This is a genomic window from Dyella caseinilytica (genome assembly GCF_016865235.1).
In the GTDB taxonomy this organism is placed as follows: Bacteria; Pseudomonadota; Gammaproteobacteria; order Xanthomonadales; family Rhodanobacteraceae; genus Dyella_B; species Dyella_B caseinilytica.
In genome coordinates, this window is record NZ_CP064030.1 from 1,829,696 (window position 1) to 1,847,521 (window position 17,826).

At 60.8% G+C, this 17,826-nt stretch carries 17 protein-coding genes; 6 read left to right on the forward strand and 11 right to left on the reverse strand.

Features of this window, described 5'->3' with window-relative positions:
• Positions 1-257: 257 nt before the first annotated feature.
• A complete protein-coding gene (locus ISN74_RS08070) occupies positions 258-1,286 on the forward strand; it encodes an RluA family pseudouridine synthase (protein WP_188798838.1) in 1,029 nt (342 codons plus the stop codon).
• Here the strand turns inward: ISN74_RS08070 and ISN74_RS08075 are convergent.
• Both ISN74_RS08075 and ISN74_RS08080 read right to left on the reverse strand, forming a co-directional pair.
• Complete coding sequence (locus ISN74_RS08075) at positions 1,264-2,763, reverse strand: CPBP family intramembrane glutamic endopeptidase (protein ID WP_188798839.1); 1,500 nt, start codon at positions 2,761-2,763, stop codon at positions 1,264-1,266. The genes ISN74_RS08070 and ISN74_RS08075 overlap by 23 nt on opposite strands.
• Before the next feature lie 12 nt (positions 2,764-2,775).
• Positions 2,776-3,117: a 4a-hydroxytetrahydrobiopterin dehydratase gene (locus ISN74_RS08080; protein WP_188798840.1), complete on the reverse strand. Its 342-nt coding sequence runs from the start codon at positions 3,115-3,117 to the stop codon at positions 2,776-2,778.
• 137 nt (positions 3,118-3,254) lie between these two features.
• Between ISN74_RS08080 and ISN74_RS08085 the strand changes: the two genes are divergently transcribed.
• Positions 3,255-3,863 carry an NfuA family Fe-S biogenesis protein gene (locus ISN74_RS08085; protein WP_188798841.1) on the forward strand — a complete coding sequence of 203 codons (609 nt, stop codon included), beginning with the start codon at positions 3,255-3,257 and terminating at the stop codon, positions 3,861-3,863.
• A 121-nt stretch (positions 3,864-3,984) separates the two neighbouring features.
• Here the strand turns inward: ISN74_RS08085 and ISN74_RS08090 are convergent, their stop codons facing one another.
• From ISN74_RS08090 to ISN74_RS08120, 7 genes are all read right to left on the reverse strand, one after another.
• Entirely contained in the window at positions 3,985-4,143 is a 159-nt protein-coding gene (locus ISN74_RS08090) for a hypothetical protein (RefSeq protein ID WP_188798842.1), read from the reverse strand.
• A gap of 116 nt (positions 4,144-4,259) precedes the next feature.
• Complete coding sequence (locus tag ISN74_RS08095) at positions 4,260-4,610, reverse strand: c-type cytochrome (protein WP_188798843.1); 351 nt, start codon at positions 4,608-4,610, stop codon at positions 4,260-4,262.
• 22 nt (positions 4,611-4,632) lie between these two features.
• Entirely contained in the window at positions 4,633-4,959 is a 327-nt protein-coding gene (locus ISN74_RS08100) for a c-type cytochrome (RefSeq protein ID WP_188798844.1), read from the reverse strand.
• 219 nt (positions 4,960-5,178) lie between these two features.
• Positions 5,179-6,411 (reverse strand): TraB/GumN family protein, encoded by a 1,233-nt coding sequence (locus ISN74_RS08105; protein WP_188798845.1) that lies wholly within the window; start codon positions 6,409-6,411, stop codon positions 5,179-5,181.
• A gap of 106 nt (positions 6,412-6,517) precedes the next feature.
• Positions 6,518-7,408, reverse strand: coding sequence for a carbon-nitrogen hydrolase (locus ISN74_RS08110; protein WP_188798846.1), 891 nt, complete (start codon positions 7,406-7,408; stop codon positions 6,518-6,520).
• A gap of 195 nt (positions 7,409-7,603) precedes the next feature.
• Positions 7,604-8,641 (reverse strand): agmatine deiminase family protein, encoded by a 1,038-nt coding sequence (locus ISN74_RS08115; protein ID WP_188798847.1) that lies wholly within the window; start codon positions 8,639-8,641, stop codon positions 7,604-7,606.
• A 156-nt stretch (positions 8,642-8,797) separates the two neighbouring features.
• Positions 8,798-9,142, reverse strand: coding sequence for a hypothetical protein (locus ISN74_RS08120; RefSeq protein WP_229679078.1), 345 nt, complete (start codon positions 9,140-9,142; stop codon positions 8,798-8,800).
• A 279-nt stretch (positions 9,143-9,421) separates the two neighbouring features.
• Between ISN74_RS08120 and ISN74_RS08125 the strand changes: the two genes are divergently transcribed.
• The 4 genes from ISN74_RS08125 (at position 9,422) to ISN74_RS08140 (ending at position 14,428) form a co-directional block, all read left to right on the forward strand.
• The gene (locus tag ISN74_RS08125; RefSeq protein WP_188798848.1) at positions 9,422-11,317 is read left to right on the forward strand and encodes an ABC-F family ATP-binding cassette domain-containing protein; all 1,896 of its coding nucleotides are present in this window, start codon (positions 9,422-9,424) and stop codon (positions 11,315-11,317) included.
• Between the two features lie 4 nt (positions 11,318-11,321).
• Positions 11,322-12,242, forward strand: coding sequence for a phosphoglycerate mutase (locus ISN74_RS08130; protein ID WP_188798849.1), 921 nt, complete (start codon positions 11,322-11,324; stop codon positions 12,240-12,242).
• Positions 12,239-13,960 (forward strand): single-stranded-DNA-specific exonuclease RecJ, encoded by a 1,722-nt coding sequence (gene recJ / locus ISN74_RS08135; protein ID WP_188798850.1) that lies wholly within the window; start codon positions 12,239-12,241, stop codon positions 13,958-13,960. Before ISN74_RS08130 ends, recJ begins: the two co-directional genes overlap by 4 nt.
• A 102-nt stretch (positions 13,961-14,062) precedes the next feature.
• On the forward strand, positions 14,063-14,428 hold the full coding sequence (locus tag ISN74_RS08140) for a SpoIIAA family protein (RefSeq protein ID WP_188798851.1): 366 nt from the start codon (positions 14,063-14,065) through the stop codon (positions 14,426-14,428).
• Positions 14,429-14,433: 5 nt separating this feature from the next.
• Here the strand turns inward: ISN74_RS08140 and ISN74_RS08145 are convergent, their stop codons facing one another.
• Both ISN74_RS08145 and ISN74_RS08150 read right to left on the reverse strand, forming a co-directional pair.
• Positions 14,434-15,336 carry a cation diffusion facilitator family transporter gene (locus ISN74_RS08145; RefSeq protein WP_229679081.1) on the reverse strand — a complete coding sequence of 301 codons (903 nt, stop codon included), beginning with the start codon at positions 15,334-15,336 and terminating at the stop codon, positions 14,434-14,436.
• Between the two features lie 168 nt (positions 15,337-15,504).
• Positions 15,505-17,805: an Orn/Lys/Arg family decarboxylase gene (locus tag ISN74_RS08150; protein WP_188798852.1), complete on the reverse strand. Its 2,301-nt coding sequence runs from the start codon at positions 17,803-17,805 to the stop codon at positions 15,505-15,507.
• Between the last annotated feature and the right edge of the window lie 21 nt (positions 17,806-17,826).

Consider the following 17,826-nt stretch of genomic DNA (forward strand, 5'->3'; position numbering starts at 1 on the left):
GTAAAGCGGCAAAATAAACGGTAACGTTCCCGATACCGGGGTGATTCTTGGGCACGCATGCCACGTTGTCTGTCTGCACATGAGACCGGACAAGCGGCTACCCGAACCGTTACGATTACAGGGTGTTTGCAACTGGCTGCCGTGATGGCGACCGAGCCAAACCTCACCAGCGTTACGGGCAGGCACCCGGCCTTCACAAACGTCGGCCGACCGGGTTAAGCGCCGTACGAGTATCCTCTCTACCCAGGTTTTTTTCAATGCAGACGGCAACTTCCCCCGATGCACCTCAAGGGGTGCGTCAAGTCGAGATCGGCCCGGAGCGGGACGGTCAGCGCATCGACAATGCGCTGATGACCATCCTCAAGGGCGTGCCCAAAAGCATGATCTACCGCCTTCTGCGCACCGGCCAGGTGCGGGTGAACGGCAAGCGGGCGAAGCCGGATACCCGTCTCACCCTGGGTGATATGCTGCGCATCCCACCGGTCCGGGTAGCCGAACGGCCGGCCGAGAAGGGTGCCTCCGAAGGAGCGATTGGGGCCGTCACCGAGGCCATCATTTTCGAGGACAAGCACTTCCTGGTGATCGACAAGCCCTCCGGCATGGCCAGCCATGGCGGCAGCGGTGTCAGCCATGGGGCCATCGAGCTGTTGCGGCAGGCCCGACCCAAAGAGCATCTGGAGTTGGTCCATCGCCTGGACCGGGACACCAGCGGGGTGCTGGTGTTCGCCCGCACTCGTGCTGGGCTGGTCGGTCTGCAGGCCGCGATCCGGGCCGGTGAGGTGACCAAACAATATTTATGTCTGATGGTCGGTCATCCGTCCAAAGCGCGCTTCGACGTGAATGCGCCGCTGCAGAAATCGATCCTGCAGGGCGGTGAGCGAATGGTGAAAGTGTCCGACGGTGGCAAACCCTCGCTCACCTTCTTCCGCGAAATGGAACAGTACCCCGGCGCGCGCTTGATGCAGGCCACCCTGGGTACGGGCCGCACCCATCAGATCCGTGTGCATGCGGCGCACGTCGGCCATCCACTGGCCGGTGACACGAAGTACGGTGATCGTGATGCCAACAAGCGCTTTAAGGATAAGGGCCTGAACCGGCTGTTCCTGCATGCGTCGAACATGTCGTTCGAGCTGGATGGCCGTTCATACGGGTTCTCAGCGCCTCTGCCGGATGAGCTGAAGACTTTCCTGGATACCTTGGCATCAAGAGGCAGCCCTCGTCGTCCGCGTAGCTCGTCCAGACCCGACCCGAAGGGCCGACCCTTTAAAGGAAAAAGCGCGCGCTGACTTCCAGCGAGCGCACCAAGCCGCCAACCAGTCCGGACTCGACCAGCAGCGCGCAGGCGGCGTGGGCCAGCCCGATGGGCAGCACGCTGCGCGAACGCCGGAAGCACCAGGCCCACCACAGTTCGGCAATAAAGCACAGCTGCATCAGCATGCCGTTCGGGGTATGCAGCAAGGCAAACAACAGGGCGACCGCGATGATCGAGGGCGCAGTGCGGTGACGCGTCATCTGCTCGACTCTCGGCAGCAGCACGATCAACATCAGCCACTGCTGGAGCCAGGCCCAGGCAAAGTAGGTAAGCACGTGGCCCAGCGGCAGCGGATGCAACGCATGGCCACGTGTTGCGATGAGTACCAGGGTCACCGGCACGGTCAGCGAGGGCCATAGCCAGTCTCGTCCCGTCGTTGGCCATCGCCACAGGCGCGGCAGGTGTCGGCGCTCAATAAAGAAGGCGTAGGCAAGGCCGCCGCCGAAAGCCAGGATGCCCAGAGCAGTCGGATAGAGCCCCCAATGGAGGCCGATCACCAACCATAACGGCCCCAGCAGACAACCGGTGATCTCAAGCCAGGCGCGAGGCGGACCTTTGATAGGCCGGGCAGCCAGCCATGCAAGCGCCACCAAATAGAGTACGCAAGCGATCCACCACAAAGTGGTACGCGAGATTGGTGGCGACGCCTGCGGTGTTGCCCCGGCAGGCAGGATCAAGGCTCCGGGCCATCGTGCAAGCAGCTGATCACGCAAGGACAGCATGTTTTCTGCGCTAAGACCATGGGGAAGGCGGAACCACGGCATGGCCTGGTTGCCGCCCCGCACAAACGCTTGTTCGACATGGCCCGACGGAAGATCGATGGCGGTGCCAGGGGCAGGCATCATCGGTTCGGTGGTCAGCAATGCAGCCGACGTCAACTGCGCACTGGCGCTGGCAGGGATCTGTAGGGTCAGCCGCAACATCCGGGCGACACCTGGCGCTGGGCATTGGCTGGCGCCCACGGGTTGCCAACGCAGACTGCGCAGATCGATACGCAAAGTGCGTGTGTCAGGTGTTAGCGCGCTGGCGACAGCGATCTGACACGTGGGCGTCAGATCGGAACCCCAGATAAGCCCCAGCGTGCCGGGTGCACTGCTTTCCAGTTGCACCTGCAGTATCGGCCAGTGCGCGAGATCCAGTGCATCCTCCACCGGTAGGCCGAGTTCGAAAGGCGTGCCGTCCTGACTGGTGATGCGCAGCGTGTCGTCGTTATGCGCAAGCGCGGCATGTCCGAAGGCGCGGCCTGCGATCAGGTCGCGTGGCTTGTGCAGATGCCATTGCCATAAAGATCGGCCCGTCTCGACCCGCGCGAGCCGCCGGTTGGCGTCATCAAGCAGCCGGTTTGTCGTGATACGTGCGGCGAACCAGCCAAGCACCATGCAGATGACAACAGCGGCCAGCATGTAGCCGGCAAAGATCCCGACACTGCGCAGGCGCTGGCGCTGATCCAATGGAGGCGCCGTTCAGTGGGCGAGCAGGGCGTCGACGCGTGCCGCGCAGATGAAATCGTTCAACGACAGGCCGCCCACGTCATGCGTGGACCAGCGTAGCTTGCAATGGCCGTAGCCGGCCTCGATATCGGGATGGTGGTCCTCATGATTGGCCATGAAGCCGACCGCGTTGATGAAGCCGAGCGTGTGATGGAAATTTTCGAAGCGGTAGTCCTTCACCAGCGCATCCCCTTTTTCGCTGAGCTTCCAGCCTGGCACCACCGGCAGCAAAGCGCTGATAGCGGCTTCGTCCAACGCGTGTTCCTTGCCTTTGCGAGGCTGGCAGTGTTGGGCGGCGAGCGGAAGGGCGGTCATGGTGATCTCCGTAGTCATGGACTGAAGCGCCGAAACTGTACGCGAAAACGTCACGTTCGGACATTCGTGATGAAACAGGACTAAAATGGTGCTGTATAGCCCGTCCTACAGGGCATTGAAATGATTCCGGAGCAGGCATGATCGAGATTTCCGAGCGCGCGCAGGAGCACTTCCAGCGCCTACTCTCGCAACAAGGCATTGAAGGGTTGGGTATCCGTGTGCGCGTGACCGCGCCGGGCACTCCTGCGGCCGATTGCGAGCTGGAATTCTGCGAACCACAAGAACTGATCGGCAGCGAGTGGACGATCGAGTGCCACGGCTTCAACTTCCATATCGAAGGCGACAGTGCTCCTTGGCTGGAAGGTGCCACCATCGACTTCGAACCCAATCAGACCGGTGGCCAGCTCAATATCCGCGCGCCCAAGATCAAGGGCGAATTGCCGGGCATGGAAGCTGGCTTGGTCGAGCGCGTGCGCTACGTGCTGGAGGCGGAAGTGAATCCGCGCATTGCTGCACATGGCGGACGCGTCAGCTTGCTGGAGATCGATGCGAACGGCGTGGTGTTGCTGCAGTTCGGTGGTGGTTGTCATGGTTGCGGCATGGTTGACGTGACGCTCAAGCATGGCGTGGAAAAAACGCTGCGTGAGCGAGTGCCGGAAATTACTGAAGTGCGGGATGCGACCGACCATAAGGGTGGAAGCAATCCGTATTACCGCAAGCACGAAGGGCAGTCTGCGATGGGCTGAGTTTTTCGTTTCTGTTTGCGCAGCGAATAGCGTTTTCTACCAAATTGCCTGTTTCCTCTCAGTGTCATTCCGGCCTTCGCCGGAATGACACTGAGATAAGGTGGATGTCTTAAATCAACCGTTACTTTCCACTTCGTATAAGCCAGACAAACACGCCGGTCGACACCAATCCAAGCAGCAAGCCGATGCCGGTTCCCCACAACATCCCGGTATCGCCCCAGAACACGTGGCCAATAAGCGCGCCCAATAAAAACAGAATCAGCAAAGGCAGGCATCCCACAGATTTTCTCCTGATGCTTAGAAGCTTCGGCCCGATGTTTGTACAGAAACGCGAAAGCCCGCAACGGATGTTGCGGGCTTTCGTATTTCATCGGCATCGCGGCGCAATAGGCGAGCTTAATCGCCCTGGATATGACCCTTCAGCGTATCGAGCTTGGTAGGCATGGCGGAAAAGTATGCGGCGATATCTTCGATATCCTGATCGGAAAGCGTTGCGGTAAAACCTTTCATGATGGCGTTGTTGCGCCGGCCATCTTTGTATTCGTGCAGGGCCTGCTGGATGTATTCGTTGTACTGGCCAGCCAGGCGCGGGTATTGCGGGTCGACCGCGTTGCCATCCGTGCCATGACAGGCCACACAGGCGGCAGCCTTGGTTTTGCCGTTTTCGGGATCACCACTGGCCAGCAGCGGCGCCGAAACCAGCGCAAGGGCCATACCAAACGAGAGCAGCGTAAGCGCGCGTTTCATGCAGATGGAATCCTCGGACCGATTACTTCGGGGAGATGCTGGAAAGATAGGCGGCGATGTCCTCGATCTCCTTGTCGGAGAGGCTTTGCGCCTGCGCCATCATGGTTGGATGGGTACGGTCCCCTTTCTGGTACTCATGCAGGGCGCTGATGATGTACTGCGCGTTCTGCCCGGCAATCTTCGGCACCGGATACTGGGGATAAGCGTTGTTGGTACCGGGGACGCCGTGACAACCATTGCAGGTGTAGACGAGGAACTTGCCGTTTTCCTTGTCACCGGCAGCGTGGGCATTGCCCGCAGCAAAAAAGACAGCAACTACAGCCAGGCCAAACAGTTGCGTTCGAATCATCGAGAGGATCCCCAGGGTTCCAACGGACACAGGCAACGTCTTCAACCGAGTATAGGGGCTGGCCTTGAGCCGTCACAACATTGCGACATGTGGTCGCAGGCGTGGCTGGATTCCGCCATGGATCACGAAGCAGCAGACTGGAGTGGGACGCTAGTTACGCTGCAATGCAAAACGCATTCGACAAGTGTGCGGATCGCGCCTTCTCGTATGCGCCCGCCGCTAAAACAGGCTTTTAAGAATGTGAATACCTGCGGCGTATTCACCAATGACGGTGCCCAGGCACACCAGGAAAAAGTTGAGCAGGGTGCGGGCAACGCGATTGGTCCACCAGCCGCTCCAATGCACGATGTCGTCACGCAGCATTTCGAAATCCGCCACGCGCGGCCGGCGCACCCAGGCCTCGACCATGGCGCTGATGCCGCCTGAAGGAATGCCCGGGCGGAACGGCTTGATCGGTGCTGCGATAAATGCCGCCAGGATGCTCAGCGGATGCGCGCGCGCGGCCAGCGCCCCGAGTGCAGCAAATCCGCCGGTAAACAGCACCCAGTCACGAAGCGCCTGTGCGCCCAGCGCCGTATTGCGGTGGAAGGCTACGGCAATGGCGGCAAACACCAACAGCACCAGGCCGATCGCCAGCCATTTCGGCCATTGCGCTTTCGGTGGAGTCTGCGCCAGTTCCGCTGCCGTTGTTGCTGGATCCGACTGCTGGATACGCAGGTGCTCGCACATGCCCTTCAGATGGCCTGCGCCAATCACGACCAGCACTTTGCACGGATTGGCCGTGATCGATTGTCCCGCTTCCTCGCGCAAACGTGCTGCCATGAAGGTGTCGCGTTCTGCGATGAGGCTGCGGTAAAGCGGCGCCGATTCGCTGGCGAATTCGCTGAATGCGCTTTCCAGCATGTCGCCTTGCTTGAGCTTTTCGATTTCTTTTTCGTCGATCGTCTCGCGCTCGAACACACTGGCGAGCAGGCCGCCCAGCAAACTGAAGCGCTGCCAGAAGCCTACGCTGTGCCAGGCACGCTTGAGTGTGGTGCCTACCTCGCGGTCGATCAGCCACAGCGGAATGTTGCGTTCCTCCGCACCATCCATGGCGGCTTTCATTTCAGCACCGGGCTGTATGCCATATTGATCGGCCAGCCGCTTCTGAAACGTGGACAGCACCAGGCTTGCTGCAACCATGCCTGCCTTGCCCTGGCGGATCACCCGGAACAAATCCATCTGCTTGAACGCTTCCGGATCGCGCATGCCCTGGGCGCGGCTTTCGCACAGCTCCACCGCGACGGCATCAAAGGATTCATTGGCCAGCAGCGCTTGCACCGCCTCCACGCTGCTGCGCGAGACGTGTGCCGTGCCAAGCACGACATACTCCACGCCATCGCGGTGCACCCGTTCGATCGGCTGGCCATGCAGGCTGGAGTTGGAGAGAACGTCGGTCTCAGTCACGCTCATGCAATTGCTACAGCTAGGGGAGGGGATGGGCCAAGCATGGGGATGTGGGAAACGCCACGCAAGTCAGATTTACCCGACTTGCGAAGCACAACCTCATAAAACGTAATTAATCGCGAAAACGGCGCAGCAGGTCACTGTAGGCATCGATACGGCGATCGCGCAGGAACGGCCAGATCCGGCGCACGTGCTCGCTGCGGGCCATATCGACCTCCACGACCAATAGCTGGCGCTTATCCGTCTCGGCCTGGGCCAGGAATTCACCCTGCGGGCCAGCCACGAAGCTGCTGCCCCAGAACTGGATGCCCGCGCCAACGCCTGCCGGGTCGGCTTCGTAGCCGGTGCGGTTGCATGACAGCAGCGGAACGCCGTTGGCGACCGCATGGCCGCGCTGCACGGTGATCCAGGCATCGCGCTGGCGATCTTTCTCAGCCTGTTCGTCGTTCGGATCCCAGCCGATGGCGGTGGGGTAAAGCAGCAGTTCCGCGCCGGCCAGAGTCATCAGGCGGGCGGCTTCCGGATACCACTGATCCCAGCACACCAGCACGCCAAGGCGGCCTACCGAGGTATCGATCGGCTCGAAGCCCAGATCACCCGGCGTGAAATAAAACTTCTCGTAGAACGCCGGATCGTCGGGAATATGCATCTTGCGATACTTGCCGGCGATGGCTGCGGAGCGGTCGAACACCACAGCGGTGTTGTGATACAGCCCGGCGGCGCGCTTCTCAAACAACGAGGCCACGACGACCAGCTTCAGCTCTTGGGCCAACTTGCCGATGCGCGCAGTGCTATGACCGGGAATGCTTTCGGCCTGATCGAATTCATTCACCGATTCGTGTTGGCAGAAATATGGCCCGTTGTGCAGCTCCTGCAGCAACACGAGTTCGGCGCCGGCCGCGGCGGCTTCGCGCAGGCCGGCTTCAATCGCATCGAGATTGGCGTCGCGGCTGCCGCGGTGGGTTTCCTGCAGCAGCGCAACCTTGAGAGTCTTGCGGGTCATGCCTGTGTCCTGTCGCCGTGCTGGCGAAAGCACATAGTGTAGCGGCACCGGCCGGCATCGTCCTGCCGAGCCGAGGGAATCCTTCAGCTTGCGGTTGCAGCGGTGAGGCAGGTCTTGAGCTGAGCATTTGTGACCGTCGTGGTGACGATGTCGCAGCCTGGGTTCACCGTGGCGCGCAGCATGTTCCCGGCCCCTTTATCCGCCGATCAAATCCCCAGGCAATTGCATCGTGATGCAATGCAGACTGCCGTTCTGCCAGATCAGCGGGCGGCAAGGTACCTGCACCACCACACGTCCCGGATGCGCTTCGCCAATAATGCGGGCCGCTTCGTTGTCGGCCGCATCGCCATAGGCCGGCACCAGCACTGCGCCGTTGACGATCAGATAATTCGCATAAGACGCTGCCAGACGCCGGTCGTCATCGATGATCGGTTGGGCCCAAGGCAGCGGGTACAGCGTGTAGGGCTTGCCATCGGCCGTGCGTAGCGCTGAGAGTTCTTCACCCATGCGCTGCAGTTCGCTGTGATGTACATCGCCGGCATCACTGCAGGCCTGATAGACAATGCGTTCGCCCGGCGCGAAACGCGCCAGCGTATCGATATGCGCGTCGGTGTCGTCACCTTCCAGATAACCGTAATCCAGCCAAAGAATGCGCTTGGCATGCAGGCTGTCACGCAGGATCGTGCTCATTTCCTCGCGCGATTGTTCCGGATGGCGTTGCGCGAGGCAGCGCCAGGTGGTGAGGATGGTGCCGTCCCCATCGCTCTCGATGCCGCCGCCTTCCAGCGCCCAGTCGATGCGCTTGTGCGCGGCTTTACCGAATACGCCCGCTTCGACCAGCCCGGCGATCAGCGCGTCATCCTGCTCGGCGCCGAACTTGCCGCCCCAACCGGTGAAACGGAAATCGGTGAGTTGGAAGCGGTCGCCGTCACGCAGCGTGATAGGTCCGGAATCGCGCAGCCAAGTATCGTCATAAGGCAGCTCCACGAAGCGGATACGCGCCATATCGGCCTGCGTGCCTTGCAACTTCGCAGTGACATGCGCGCGCAGCGAAGCGTCGGCCACCACGATGATCAGTGGCTGAAAACGTGTGACAGCTGCTGCCAGGGCGAGGTAGGTGGACTCAACGTCCGCCAGCCGCTCGGCCCAGTCAGTGTCGACATGTGGCCAGGCAATCAGGACGGCGGCCTGCGGCTCCCATTCGGCCGGCAGGCGCAAGGTGGAATCAGTCATGGGGACGACACTCGCGCAAGGGTGAGGCCCGGAACGCTGCCGGGCTGAGCAAGTGGTCAAGTTTACAAGCAGGGATGAGAGGCGAGTAGTGAGGACGCGAGATTTCGTCCTGCGTGCGGGGCGGTTTGCGCCCTCGCCACTGGCCTCTTCATGTGATCAATTCACGGATCCGGGATTCTGGTTGTTGCCAGCCGGCGTATTGAGCACGGAGTGAATCACGTGGCTCTTTTCGAAATACACAATGAAGTTGGTGTATTCCCAGCGATTGATGGTCGGATGCGCAGCCGAATCACCGCCGCGGGGCGACAGCTTGCGCAAGGGTTCACCATATTCCTTCTCAACCTGAGCCATGCTCAACCCGCGCGCCGGCAGGTTCATGCTTTTTTCGTCCTGCACGCGCTGGGTCAGCGTTTGTTGGGCGTGTGCTGCCTGTGTCACGGCAAGGCTGGTGCCGATGGTGATCGCCGCCAGCAAAGGCAGGTGGTAACGGTGCTTGAACATGGTCCCCTCTCCGCGTAAAGCGTTGCTGCGTCGTTGTAGCAGAACTGTTGGCGGGGTGCCACGAGCAAAATGAACAGATGTGACGTGGGCAAGCTCTGACCCACTTTGCATGGGTGTCAGCGGCCCATTGTCTAGCCAGATGGCCAGTCTGCCGTTGCCGATGGTCCGGTTGCTGGCGAGTGGACAGAACCACCGACACCCACGCAAAGTGAGTCAGGGCACGCCTAACCGCTATCATGTGCGGCCACGGGCACCCATGCCCGGTCCGAGTCCGTTCCAATGATTGCGTTTCGCCACTTCGCTCTGCGCCGCGGCAGCCGGCTATTGCTTTCCGATATCGATCTGGTAATCCAGAGTGGCTGGCGCCTGGGCGTGGTCGGCCGCAACGGTTGCGGCAAGTCGAGCCTGTTCGCCGCATTGCAGGGACAGTTGGAAGCCGACGCCGGCGAGCTGGATATGCCAGCCCGGCTGCGCTTGGCCTCGGTGGCACAGGAAACCCCGGCTTTGCCCGATCCGGCCATCGAATATGTGATGGGCGGTGACGTGGAGCTGGCTGCCGCCTTGCGCGATGAACTCGATGCGCAGGCGCGTGGCGACACCGAGGCGATGGCACGTGCGCATCATCGCATCGAGGAACTGCACGGCTACGACGCACGTGCCCGCGCAGGCCGTCTGCTACACGGACTCGGCTTCAGTGCAGAGACCCACGAACGTGCAGTGTGCGAATTCTCGGGCGGTTGGCGCGTGCGCCTGAACCTGGCGCGCGCGCTGATGGCGCCCTCCGACTTGCTGTTGCTCGATGAGCCGACCAACCACCTTGATCTCGATGCCGTGCTGTGGCTGGAAGAATGGTTGCGCCGTTACCAGGGCACCATGCTGGTGATCTCGCACGATCGTGAATTCCTGGACGGCGTGATCACCCACACGATGCATCTCAACGAGGGCAGGGCCAGGCTCTACACCGGCAACTACAGTTCGTTCGAACTGCAGCGTGCCGAGCAGTTGCGCTTGCAGCAGATCGTGCACGAACGCGAACAGGCTGAGCGCGCCCATCTGCAATCCTTCATCGATCGCTTCAAGGCCAAGGCCAGCAAGGCCAAGCAGGCGCAGTCGCGTATGAAGCGCCTGGAAAAAATGGCGGGTACGGAAGCTGTGCGTGCCGAGCGTGCGTTCCGTTTTCAGTTTGCTGTGCCGGACCGCGTGCCCGACTCCATGCTGCAGTTGGAAGAGGTGGCGGCAGGTTATCCCGGTGAGCCCGGCGAGCCAGCAGCAACCATCCTGCATGATGTGCGTTTTCGTCTTGAGGCGGGAGAACGCATCGGTCTGCTTGGTCCAAACGGCGCAGGTAAGTCCACCATGGTCAAAACCCTGGTCGGCGAACTGGCGACACTGGCCGGTGAGCGCAAGGCGCACAAGGATCTGAAGATCGGCTACTTCGCCCAGCACACGGTGGAAAGTCTGCGTGAAGGCGCCAGTCCGTTCGATCATCTGCAGGACAAGGCCCCGGGTGTATCAGGGCAGGCGCTGCGTGATTTTCTCGGCGGCTGGAATTTTGCCGGTGATCGCGCGTTCGAATCGGTGGATGGTTTTTCCGGCGGTGAGCGCGCCCGCCTTGCCCTGGCATTGATCGCCTGGGATAAGCCGAATCTGCTGCTGCTCGACGAACCGACCAACCATCTTGACCTCGACATGCGTGAGGCGCTGGCCGATGCGCTGGCCGATTTCGACGGCGCGTTGGTGCTGGTTTCGCACGATCGCCATCTGCTCGGCATGGTTTGCGACAGTTTCTGGCGTGTCGCCGACGGCAAAGTGGAGTCTTTCGATGGCGATCTCGATGACTACGCGCGCTGGCTGCGTGCGCGTGGCTCGGCACCTAAGAAATCCGCTGAAGCCGATGCAAAGCCGGTGGAATCTGCCGCTGATCGCCGTCGTGCAGCCGCTGCGCAACGCGAGAACGAGAAAGCCACACGCCAGCGTGTCAAAAAAATCGAAACGCGTGTGGCGGCCATCGACACCGATCTCACGGCCCTGGAACAGAAGCTCGCCGATCCGGCGACTTACAACGGTTCCACCGCCGAGTTGATGAAACTGGGCCAACGCCAGGCCGAACTGCGCAAGGAAAAGGAAACGCTCGAAGCCGAGTGGCTGGAGCTTTACGAACTGCTCGAAGCCTGAGCTTATGTCCGATCATTCGCCTGCTTCCCTGGAAATCTGGCTGCCCGACTTGCAGCGTTTCGAGCGTTCGCATCCGTTGCGCACACTGCTGCAGCGTGCGGATCGTATCGGTGACGGTGCCAAGGGCTATCTTGGTGGTCTTGCTGCTTATTTCCAATGCGATCATCGCCTGCCTGCCGCGGCCTTGATGCGCGAGCATCTGGCCGGCGATGCAGGTGACATCAGTTGGCTCAGCGCGGATCCTGCCTGGGTGCAACCCGACCTCAGCGGCGCGCGTCTGCTCGCTTGCGGCCAGTTGCAACTGAGCCGGGAGGAAGCGCAAGCGCTGGCCGAACCCTTGAAACCGGTGTTCAGCGATGCTGGCATGACGCTGGAAATTTCTTCGCCGGACCGCTGGCATGTGCGTCTGCCGCCACAAACGCCGTTGCCGGAATTCGATGCGCCGGAACAAGCCCTGGGCGAAGATTTGTACGAGCATCTGCCGCAAGGGACGGATGGCCGCCGCTGGCGTGTGTTGTTGAACGAAGTGCAGGTGCTATTGCATCAGCATCCGGTCAATCTCCAGCGACGCGCGCATGGCTTGCCGCCGGTCAATAGCGTGTGGCTGTGGGGCGGAGGCGCATTGCCATCGCGCGTGGCCACGTCGCTGGCGGGTGTGATTGGTGAGGACGTGCTGCTGCTCGCGTTGGCAAAACGTGCAGGTATTCCTGCACAGGCGCGTAGCGATGCATCCATCCGCGCCGCGCGCGCAGGCTGGCTTATCGATCTGCAGGATTTGAGTGTGGATGACATCGCAATCCACTGGTGGCCGCTACTGCAGGAACTGGCCAAACGCCAGACGCTGACATTGACCTTCGCCAGTGGCGAGCGTTGGCTGCAACGTCCCTGGCATCGTCTGCGTTTCTGGCGGCGGGCCGCGGGATGAGCAAGCTGCAATTGCGTCACCGCCCCTTGTTAGGTGAGCCAGCGGGCTGGGGCGACGGCTTGCATCCCCTCCTGCAACGCATTTACGCCGCGCGCGGTGTGTTTGGGCCGGATCAGGCGGAGCATCGCCTGAATCGCCTGCTATCCCCACAACAACTCGGCGGCATGCAGCAGGCTGTCGAGCTGCTGGCGCAAGCGATTCGCGACGATGCCTCGATCATGATTGCCGGCGATTACGATTGCGATGGCGCTACAGGCTCGGCAGTAGCCATCCGCGGCCTGCGTCTGCTTGGTGCGCAGCGTGTCGATTATGTGGTGCCCAATCGCTTCATTCACGGCTACGGATTGACGCCCGAGCTGGTGGCATCGCTGCCGGATCATGTGCAGCTTGTCGTTACGGTCGATAACGGCGTGGCCAGCGTAGCTGGTGTTGCAGCCGCCAAGTCGCGTGGCATGCGTGTGATCGTCACCGATCATCATCTTCCCGGTGATTTCCTGCCTGCCGCTGACGCCATCGTCAATCCCAATTTGCGCGGCGACGATTTCCCCAGCAAGGCGCTGGCTGGTGTGGGCGTGATGTTCTATGTGCTGTTGGCTTTGCGCGCGCATCTGCGCGAGCAGGGTGCTTTCAGTGCGAACAACGAACCGGACTTGTCGGTACTGCTGGACCTGGTAGCACTTGGCACGGTGGCCGATCTGGTACCGCTGGATTTCAACAACCGCGTGTTGGTCGAGGCGGGCATGAAACGTCTGCGCAGCCGCCGTGGTTGCGCCGGAATCACCGCATTGGTGGAAGCCAGCCAGCGCAGCGTGGCGACCTTGTGCACAAGCGATCTCGGCTACGCCGTCGGCCCGCGCCTCAATGCGGCAGGGCGATTGGAAGACATGCGGCTGGGTGTGGAATGCCTGCTGACCGATGATGCGCGGCAAGCGCACCATTACGCTGAATTGCTCAGTTCGATCAATCAGGAACGACGCGAGCTGCAGGCGGCGATGGTGGCAGAAGCCGAGGTCATGGTTGCCCATGCGGCGCGGGTTGAGGAAAGCGTAATCGGCGTGAGCCTGTTCGAGCCAAGTTGGCACGCTGGCGTGGTCGGTTTGGTGGCGTCCAAGCTCAAGGAGCGGCTTCACCGCCCGGTGATCGCGTTTGCGCCGGCTGGCGAAGACAATCCGGATCAACTGCGTGGCTCTGCGCGTTCCATTGCCGGTTTCCACATTCGCGATGCGCTGGCCACGATCGATGCGCGCCATCCGGGCTTGATCGAACGCTTTGGCGGACACGCCATGGCTGCCGGTCTTAGTCTGCGCACATCGGATTACTCTCGCTTCGCAGACGCTTTTGATGCGGTGGCGCGCGAATGGCTGAGCGAAGAGCAACTGCAGGCCGTGCTCTACACCGATGGTGAAATGCCTGCCGGCATGTTCACGTTGGAGATGGCGCGGCTGTTGCGCTACGCCGGTCCTTGGGGACAGGCCTTTCCTGAGCCTATTTTCGAAAATCGATTCGAATGCTTCAGCTGGCGCCTGATGGGCGAGAAGCATTTGCGCCTGAGCCTGCGTGATCCACGCGATGATGCAGTGCATGACGCAGTCATGTTCAATGCCTACAACGGCCAGCCGCCGCCAGCCATGTTGCGCGCGGCGTATGAACTGACTATCAACGACTGGCAAGGGCGCGAGTCGCCGCGGTTACTGTTGCGGCATATCGAGCCCATCTGATTAATCGCGCCACAATCTCGCATACTTCCTTCACATCCCGTCACTTGTGCGCGGGAGCGATTAGCGTTTGGATATAGCAAACAACCTCAAGGGGTGATCGCCATGATCGAGCAACTCCCCAATCTGCCACCTGGCATCCTTGGTTTCCGCATGCGCGGCGTGGTAACAGCCGATGATTATGAAAATGTGATGGTGCCGGATATCGAGGCGGCCTTTGCACTTAACCGCAAGCTGCGCTCGATCATTCATATCGGCGACGACTTCACCGGCTTTGCACCCGGTGCCATGTGGGATGACGTCAAGCTCGGCTTCCGCCACATCACCGGCTGGGACCGTACCGCCCTGGTCACCGATGTCGGCTGGATACGCGTGATGTCGAGCATGTTTGGCTTTGCCATGCCCGCGCATTTCAAACTTTTCAGCAATGCCGAGATGGATGAGGCATTCCGTTGGATCACAGCAGCTTAGTTTGTCTACATCCAGCCGCGGTGACTGGTGAACATGATGTTCAGCCATTCGGCCCGGATATCACCGCCAAGGCGTGCGGCGATCTCCGCGCGAACCTCATCGACCGAGGCGATGGTGCCAAGCTCAGCGTCTGGCGGCAGCAGGATATGAATGTCGATAAAGCGCATGCGGCCCATCTTCGCGACATAGCTGGCGAAATCCAGATAACCGCGTTCGCCGACAATCCCTTGCATCACGCTACGCACGTGGCTATCCAGCGCATCGGGGGCCAATTGCAGCACTTCGCGCATGGCGTGCCACAAGCTGCCGAGTGGTAGTGGCAGAAGAGCGATGGTGAGCAACAGCAACACGCTGGAATCGATGTACGGCGTCCAATGGTCGAGTGATCCGCCGCGAATGACGGCGGCGATTCCAAAACCCACCAGCACCGCAAGACTGATGCTGGCGCCGATAAACCAGCCTTTTGCATCCAGCTCGAGCAGTGCGGAGCCAAGCGTGCGCGCACGACGACGCAGGGCCAGGGCCATCGCCATGCTGAGAACCCCCATCAGCGCCGCCCAGCCAGCACCGACGCCGAACCGGATTTCATGTCCCCCGATGGAAAGATCGTGGATGGCGGTGATGGCCGCATAAGCGCAGGTGATGGTGAGCACGGTGGCGTTTAGTACCACCACCAGCGGCTCCAGATGCCAATAGCCGAACTGGAAGCGCCGACTGCCGTCGTGGGTAATCAAGCGTGATACCGCGAGCGAACCGGTGGTCAGCACCACGTCGACCAACGAATAAAAGCCGTCGAAAGCGATCGACTGCGAATGCAGTAGCAAACCGATCGCGACGCTCGTGGCACCGACCAGAAAAGTAACGGTGATCGAGAAGCGTAGTTGTGCTTGTTCGATGGTCGTGTCCATGGCGATAGCCAGTCTATTATCGTGGATGCTAAATCGGGCGGTTCGTCATCCCGGCCTTCGCTGAGATGACGACTGGGCGCGAGGGGCCATTGCGGCAAGCCATGGACGAGATGGCTGCGGGATGGATTCATGCGAACAGTAGTACCGCATCGCATCACTGCCTTGGCATCACCGTTTCAGCACTTCGACCACGTAACGAGGCCCTTTCGGTCCCTGTTCCACGATCAGGCCGTGAATATCCGATTCAAAGCCCGGGAACTGCTCGTTCTGCGCGCGAGCGATACGCAGGGATTCCAGTATCGCAGTGTCCTGCTTGCCGAAGCGTTCACCCGGCATGATGGTGGGAATGCCCGGCGGGTAGGGCACCAGCATGGTGGCGGCGATGCGGCCATCGAGCTTGTCGATCTCCACGCGCTCCACCTCGCCGAGAACAAGGCGGTTATAGGCTTCGGCGGGGATCATCACCGGCTCGGGAAGATCCACGTACATCTCGCGCATGACGTGCGCCACCTTGTGCTGGACATTGAAGGCATGCAGCGCATCGCACAGCTCGCGAAGACCCTTGCCGGCATACGTTTCCGGATGATCAGTGACCAGCGATGGCAAGGCTTTTTCCAGTGGCGCGTTGGCATCGTAGAGCTCTTTGAAGGCCAGCAGTTCCGTGGTCAGTGTGCTCCACTTGCCCTTGGTGATACCCATCGAGAACAGGATCAGGAAGGAATAGAGATTGGTCTTTTCCACCGTGATGCCGCGTGTCCACAGGAAGCGGCTGACCACGGCGGCGGGAATGCCGAGTTTTTCGGTCTTGCCATCCATCTTCAGACCCGGCGTCATCAAGGTGACCTTGATCGGGTCGATCAGCACATAGTCTTTGGGCAAGTCGCCGAAGCCGTGCCACGCGGCCTTGGGTGCCAGCTTCCAATCACTCTGCTTGGTCGCGATCGGTGCAGCGGCGCGGTTACCTTCGTCAAGACGCGTGGTCATGGCGTCCGGCTGCCATACGTGGAACCACCAGTCGTTCTTTTCCAGCTCGTCGCCCACATGCAGCATGGCGCGGCGGAAGGCAATGGCCTCCTTTTGCATTTGCTCAACCAGACTGCGGCCGGTGCGCCCTTCCATCATGCGCGAGGCGACATCGCAGGAGGCGATCACGCCGTAGTGCGGCGAGGTGGAGGTATGCATCATGTACGCTTCGTTGAAGCGGTCGGCGTCCAGCTTGCGCGTGCGGCTGTTGCGGGCATGAATCATCGAGGCTTGTGAGAACGCCGCCAGCAGTTTGTGCGTGGAATGCGTCGCGAAGATGATTGGATCCTGCTCGCGCGGCTTGCCCTTGGCCATCGCGTAATGGTTTTCGTACATCTCGTGGAAGGCCGCATAGCCGTACCACGCTTCATCAAAATGCAGGTACTCCACGCCGCCGCCGATGTCTTCGGCGATCTTCTCAACGTTGTAGCAAAGCCCATCGTAGGTGGAGTTGGTAACTACGGCGATGCGTGGTTTGGCGTCCTTGCCCTTGGCCTTCAGCGCCTTGCCTGCCAGTGGATGCGCCGCGATACGCTTGGCCATCGCCTTGGGATCGAACTGGTCCAGGCTGATCGGTCCGATGATGCCGTGGGCGTTACGGCTGGGTGTGAAATACACCGGCACCGCGCCGGTCATGATCAAGGCATGCAGCAGGGATTTGTGGCAATTGCGATCCACAAATACGATGTCGCCGCGCGCGACTGTGCCGTGCCACACGATCTTGTTGGCGGTCGAGGTGCCATTAGTGACGAAGAAGGTGTGATCAGCGCCGAAGTTGCGCGCCGCTTCGGTCTCGGCGGCTTTCACCGGTCCGGTGTGATCCAGCAATGAACCCAGTTCCGGCACGGATACGGACAAATCGCTGCGCAGCGTGTTCTCGCCAAAGAACTGATGGAAAGCGCGGCCTACCGCCGATTTGGTAAACGCCACGCCGCCGCCGTGGCCAGGCGTGTGCCAGGAGTAATTCGATTCGGCGGCGTGATGCACTAGCGCCTTGAAGAAGGGCGGTAGCAGCGCCTCCATGTATTCCTCGGCAGCACGCATCACCTGGCGGGCGATAAAGCTCCGGGTGTCCTCATAGAGGAAGACAAACCCATGCACCATGCCAAGCAGCTTCGTCGGCACCTGTTCCACCGTGCGGCGTTCTCCGTAAAGGAATACCGGAAGATCATCGCGATAGGCCAATTGTGTATCGAGCAGGGTGTAGAGCCGGTCGAACTGATGCGGACCTTCCTCGCTGCCGTCGATGGAAATCAGCACCGCGGAAGCGGCATTGTAGGTGCGTGCGCCCGCTTCGGCGTCGGCCATCGTCAGGCCGCTCAGAACACGATGGCCGTAGCCGCGCAACGTATCGGCAAGGGCGCGAATCAGGATGCCGTTGATGCGCGGCGAATCATAGTCTTCATCGATGATGATGATGGGGTAGTCGAGCGTGTTGTAATACATCACAGAACTCCGTCAATCCTT

Bases quoted from the DNA above. Each gene is read 5' to 3' on its own strand.
- ISN74_RS08145 (WP_229679081.1), bottom strand. From the start codon at position 15,336: ATGGACACGACCATCGAACAAGCACAACTACGCTTCTCGATCACCGTT.
- ISN74_RS08110 (WP_188798846.1), bottom strand. From the start codon at position 7,408: ATGACCCGCAAGACTCTCAAGGTTGCGCTGCTGCAGGAAACCCACCGC.
- ISN74_RS08105 (WP_188798845.1), bottom strand. From the start codon at position 6,411: ATGAGCGTGACTGAGACCGACGTTCTCTCCAACTCCAGCCTGCATGGC.
- ISN74_RS08120 (WP_229679078.1), bottom strand. From the start codon at position 9,142: ATGTTCAAGCACCGTTACCACCTGCCTTTGCTGGCGGCGATCACCATC.
- ISN74_RS08080 (WP_188798840.1), bottom strand. From the start codon at position 3,117: ATGACCGCCCTTCCGCTCGCCGCCCAACACTGCCAGCCTCGCAAAGGC.
- ISN74_RS08115 (WP_188798847.1), bottom strand. From the start codon at position 8,641: ATGACTGATTCCACCTTGCGCCTGCCGGCCGAATGGGAGCCGCAGGCC.
- ISN74_RS08125 (WP_188798848.1), top strand. From the start codon at position 9,422: ATGATTGCGTTTCGCCACTTCGCTCTGCGCCGCGGCAGCCGGCTATTG.
- ISN74_RS08095 (WP_188798843.1), bottom strand. From the start codon at position 4,610: ATGAAACGCGCGCTTACGCTGCTCTCGTTTGGTATGGCCCTTGCGCTG.
- ISN74_RS08130 (WP_188798849.1), top strand. From the start codon at position 11,322: ATGTCCGATCATTCGCCTGCTTCCCTGGAAATCTGGCTGCCCGACTTG.
- ISN74_RS08070 (WP_188798838.1), top strand. From the start codon at position 258: ATGCAGACGGCAACTTCCCCCGATGCACCTCAAGGGGTGCGTCAAGTC.
- ISN74_RS08150 (WP_188798852.1), bottom strand. From the start codon at position 17,805: ATGTATTACAACACGCTCGACTACCCCATCATCATCATCGATGAAGAC.
- ISN74_RS08085 (WP_188798841.1), top strand. From the start codon at position 3,255: ATGATCGAGATTTCCGAGCGCGCGCAGGAGCACTTCCAGCGCCTACTC.
- ISN74_RS08100 (WP_188798844.1), bottom strand. From the start codon at position 4,959: ATGATTCGAACGCAACTGTTTGGCCTGGCTGTAGTTGCTGTCTTTTTT.
- ISN74_RS08140 (WP_188798851.1), top strand. From the start codon at position 14,063: ATGATCGAGCAACTCCCCAATCTGCCACCTGGCATCCTTGGTTTCCGC.
- recJ (WP_188798850.1), top strand. From the start codon at position 12,239: ATGAGCAAGCTGCAATTGCGTCACCGCCCCTTGTTAGGTGAGCCAGCG.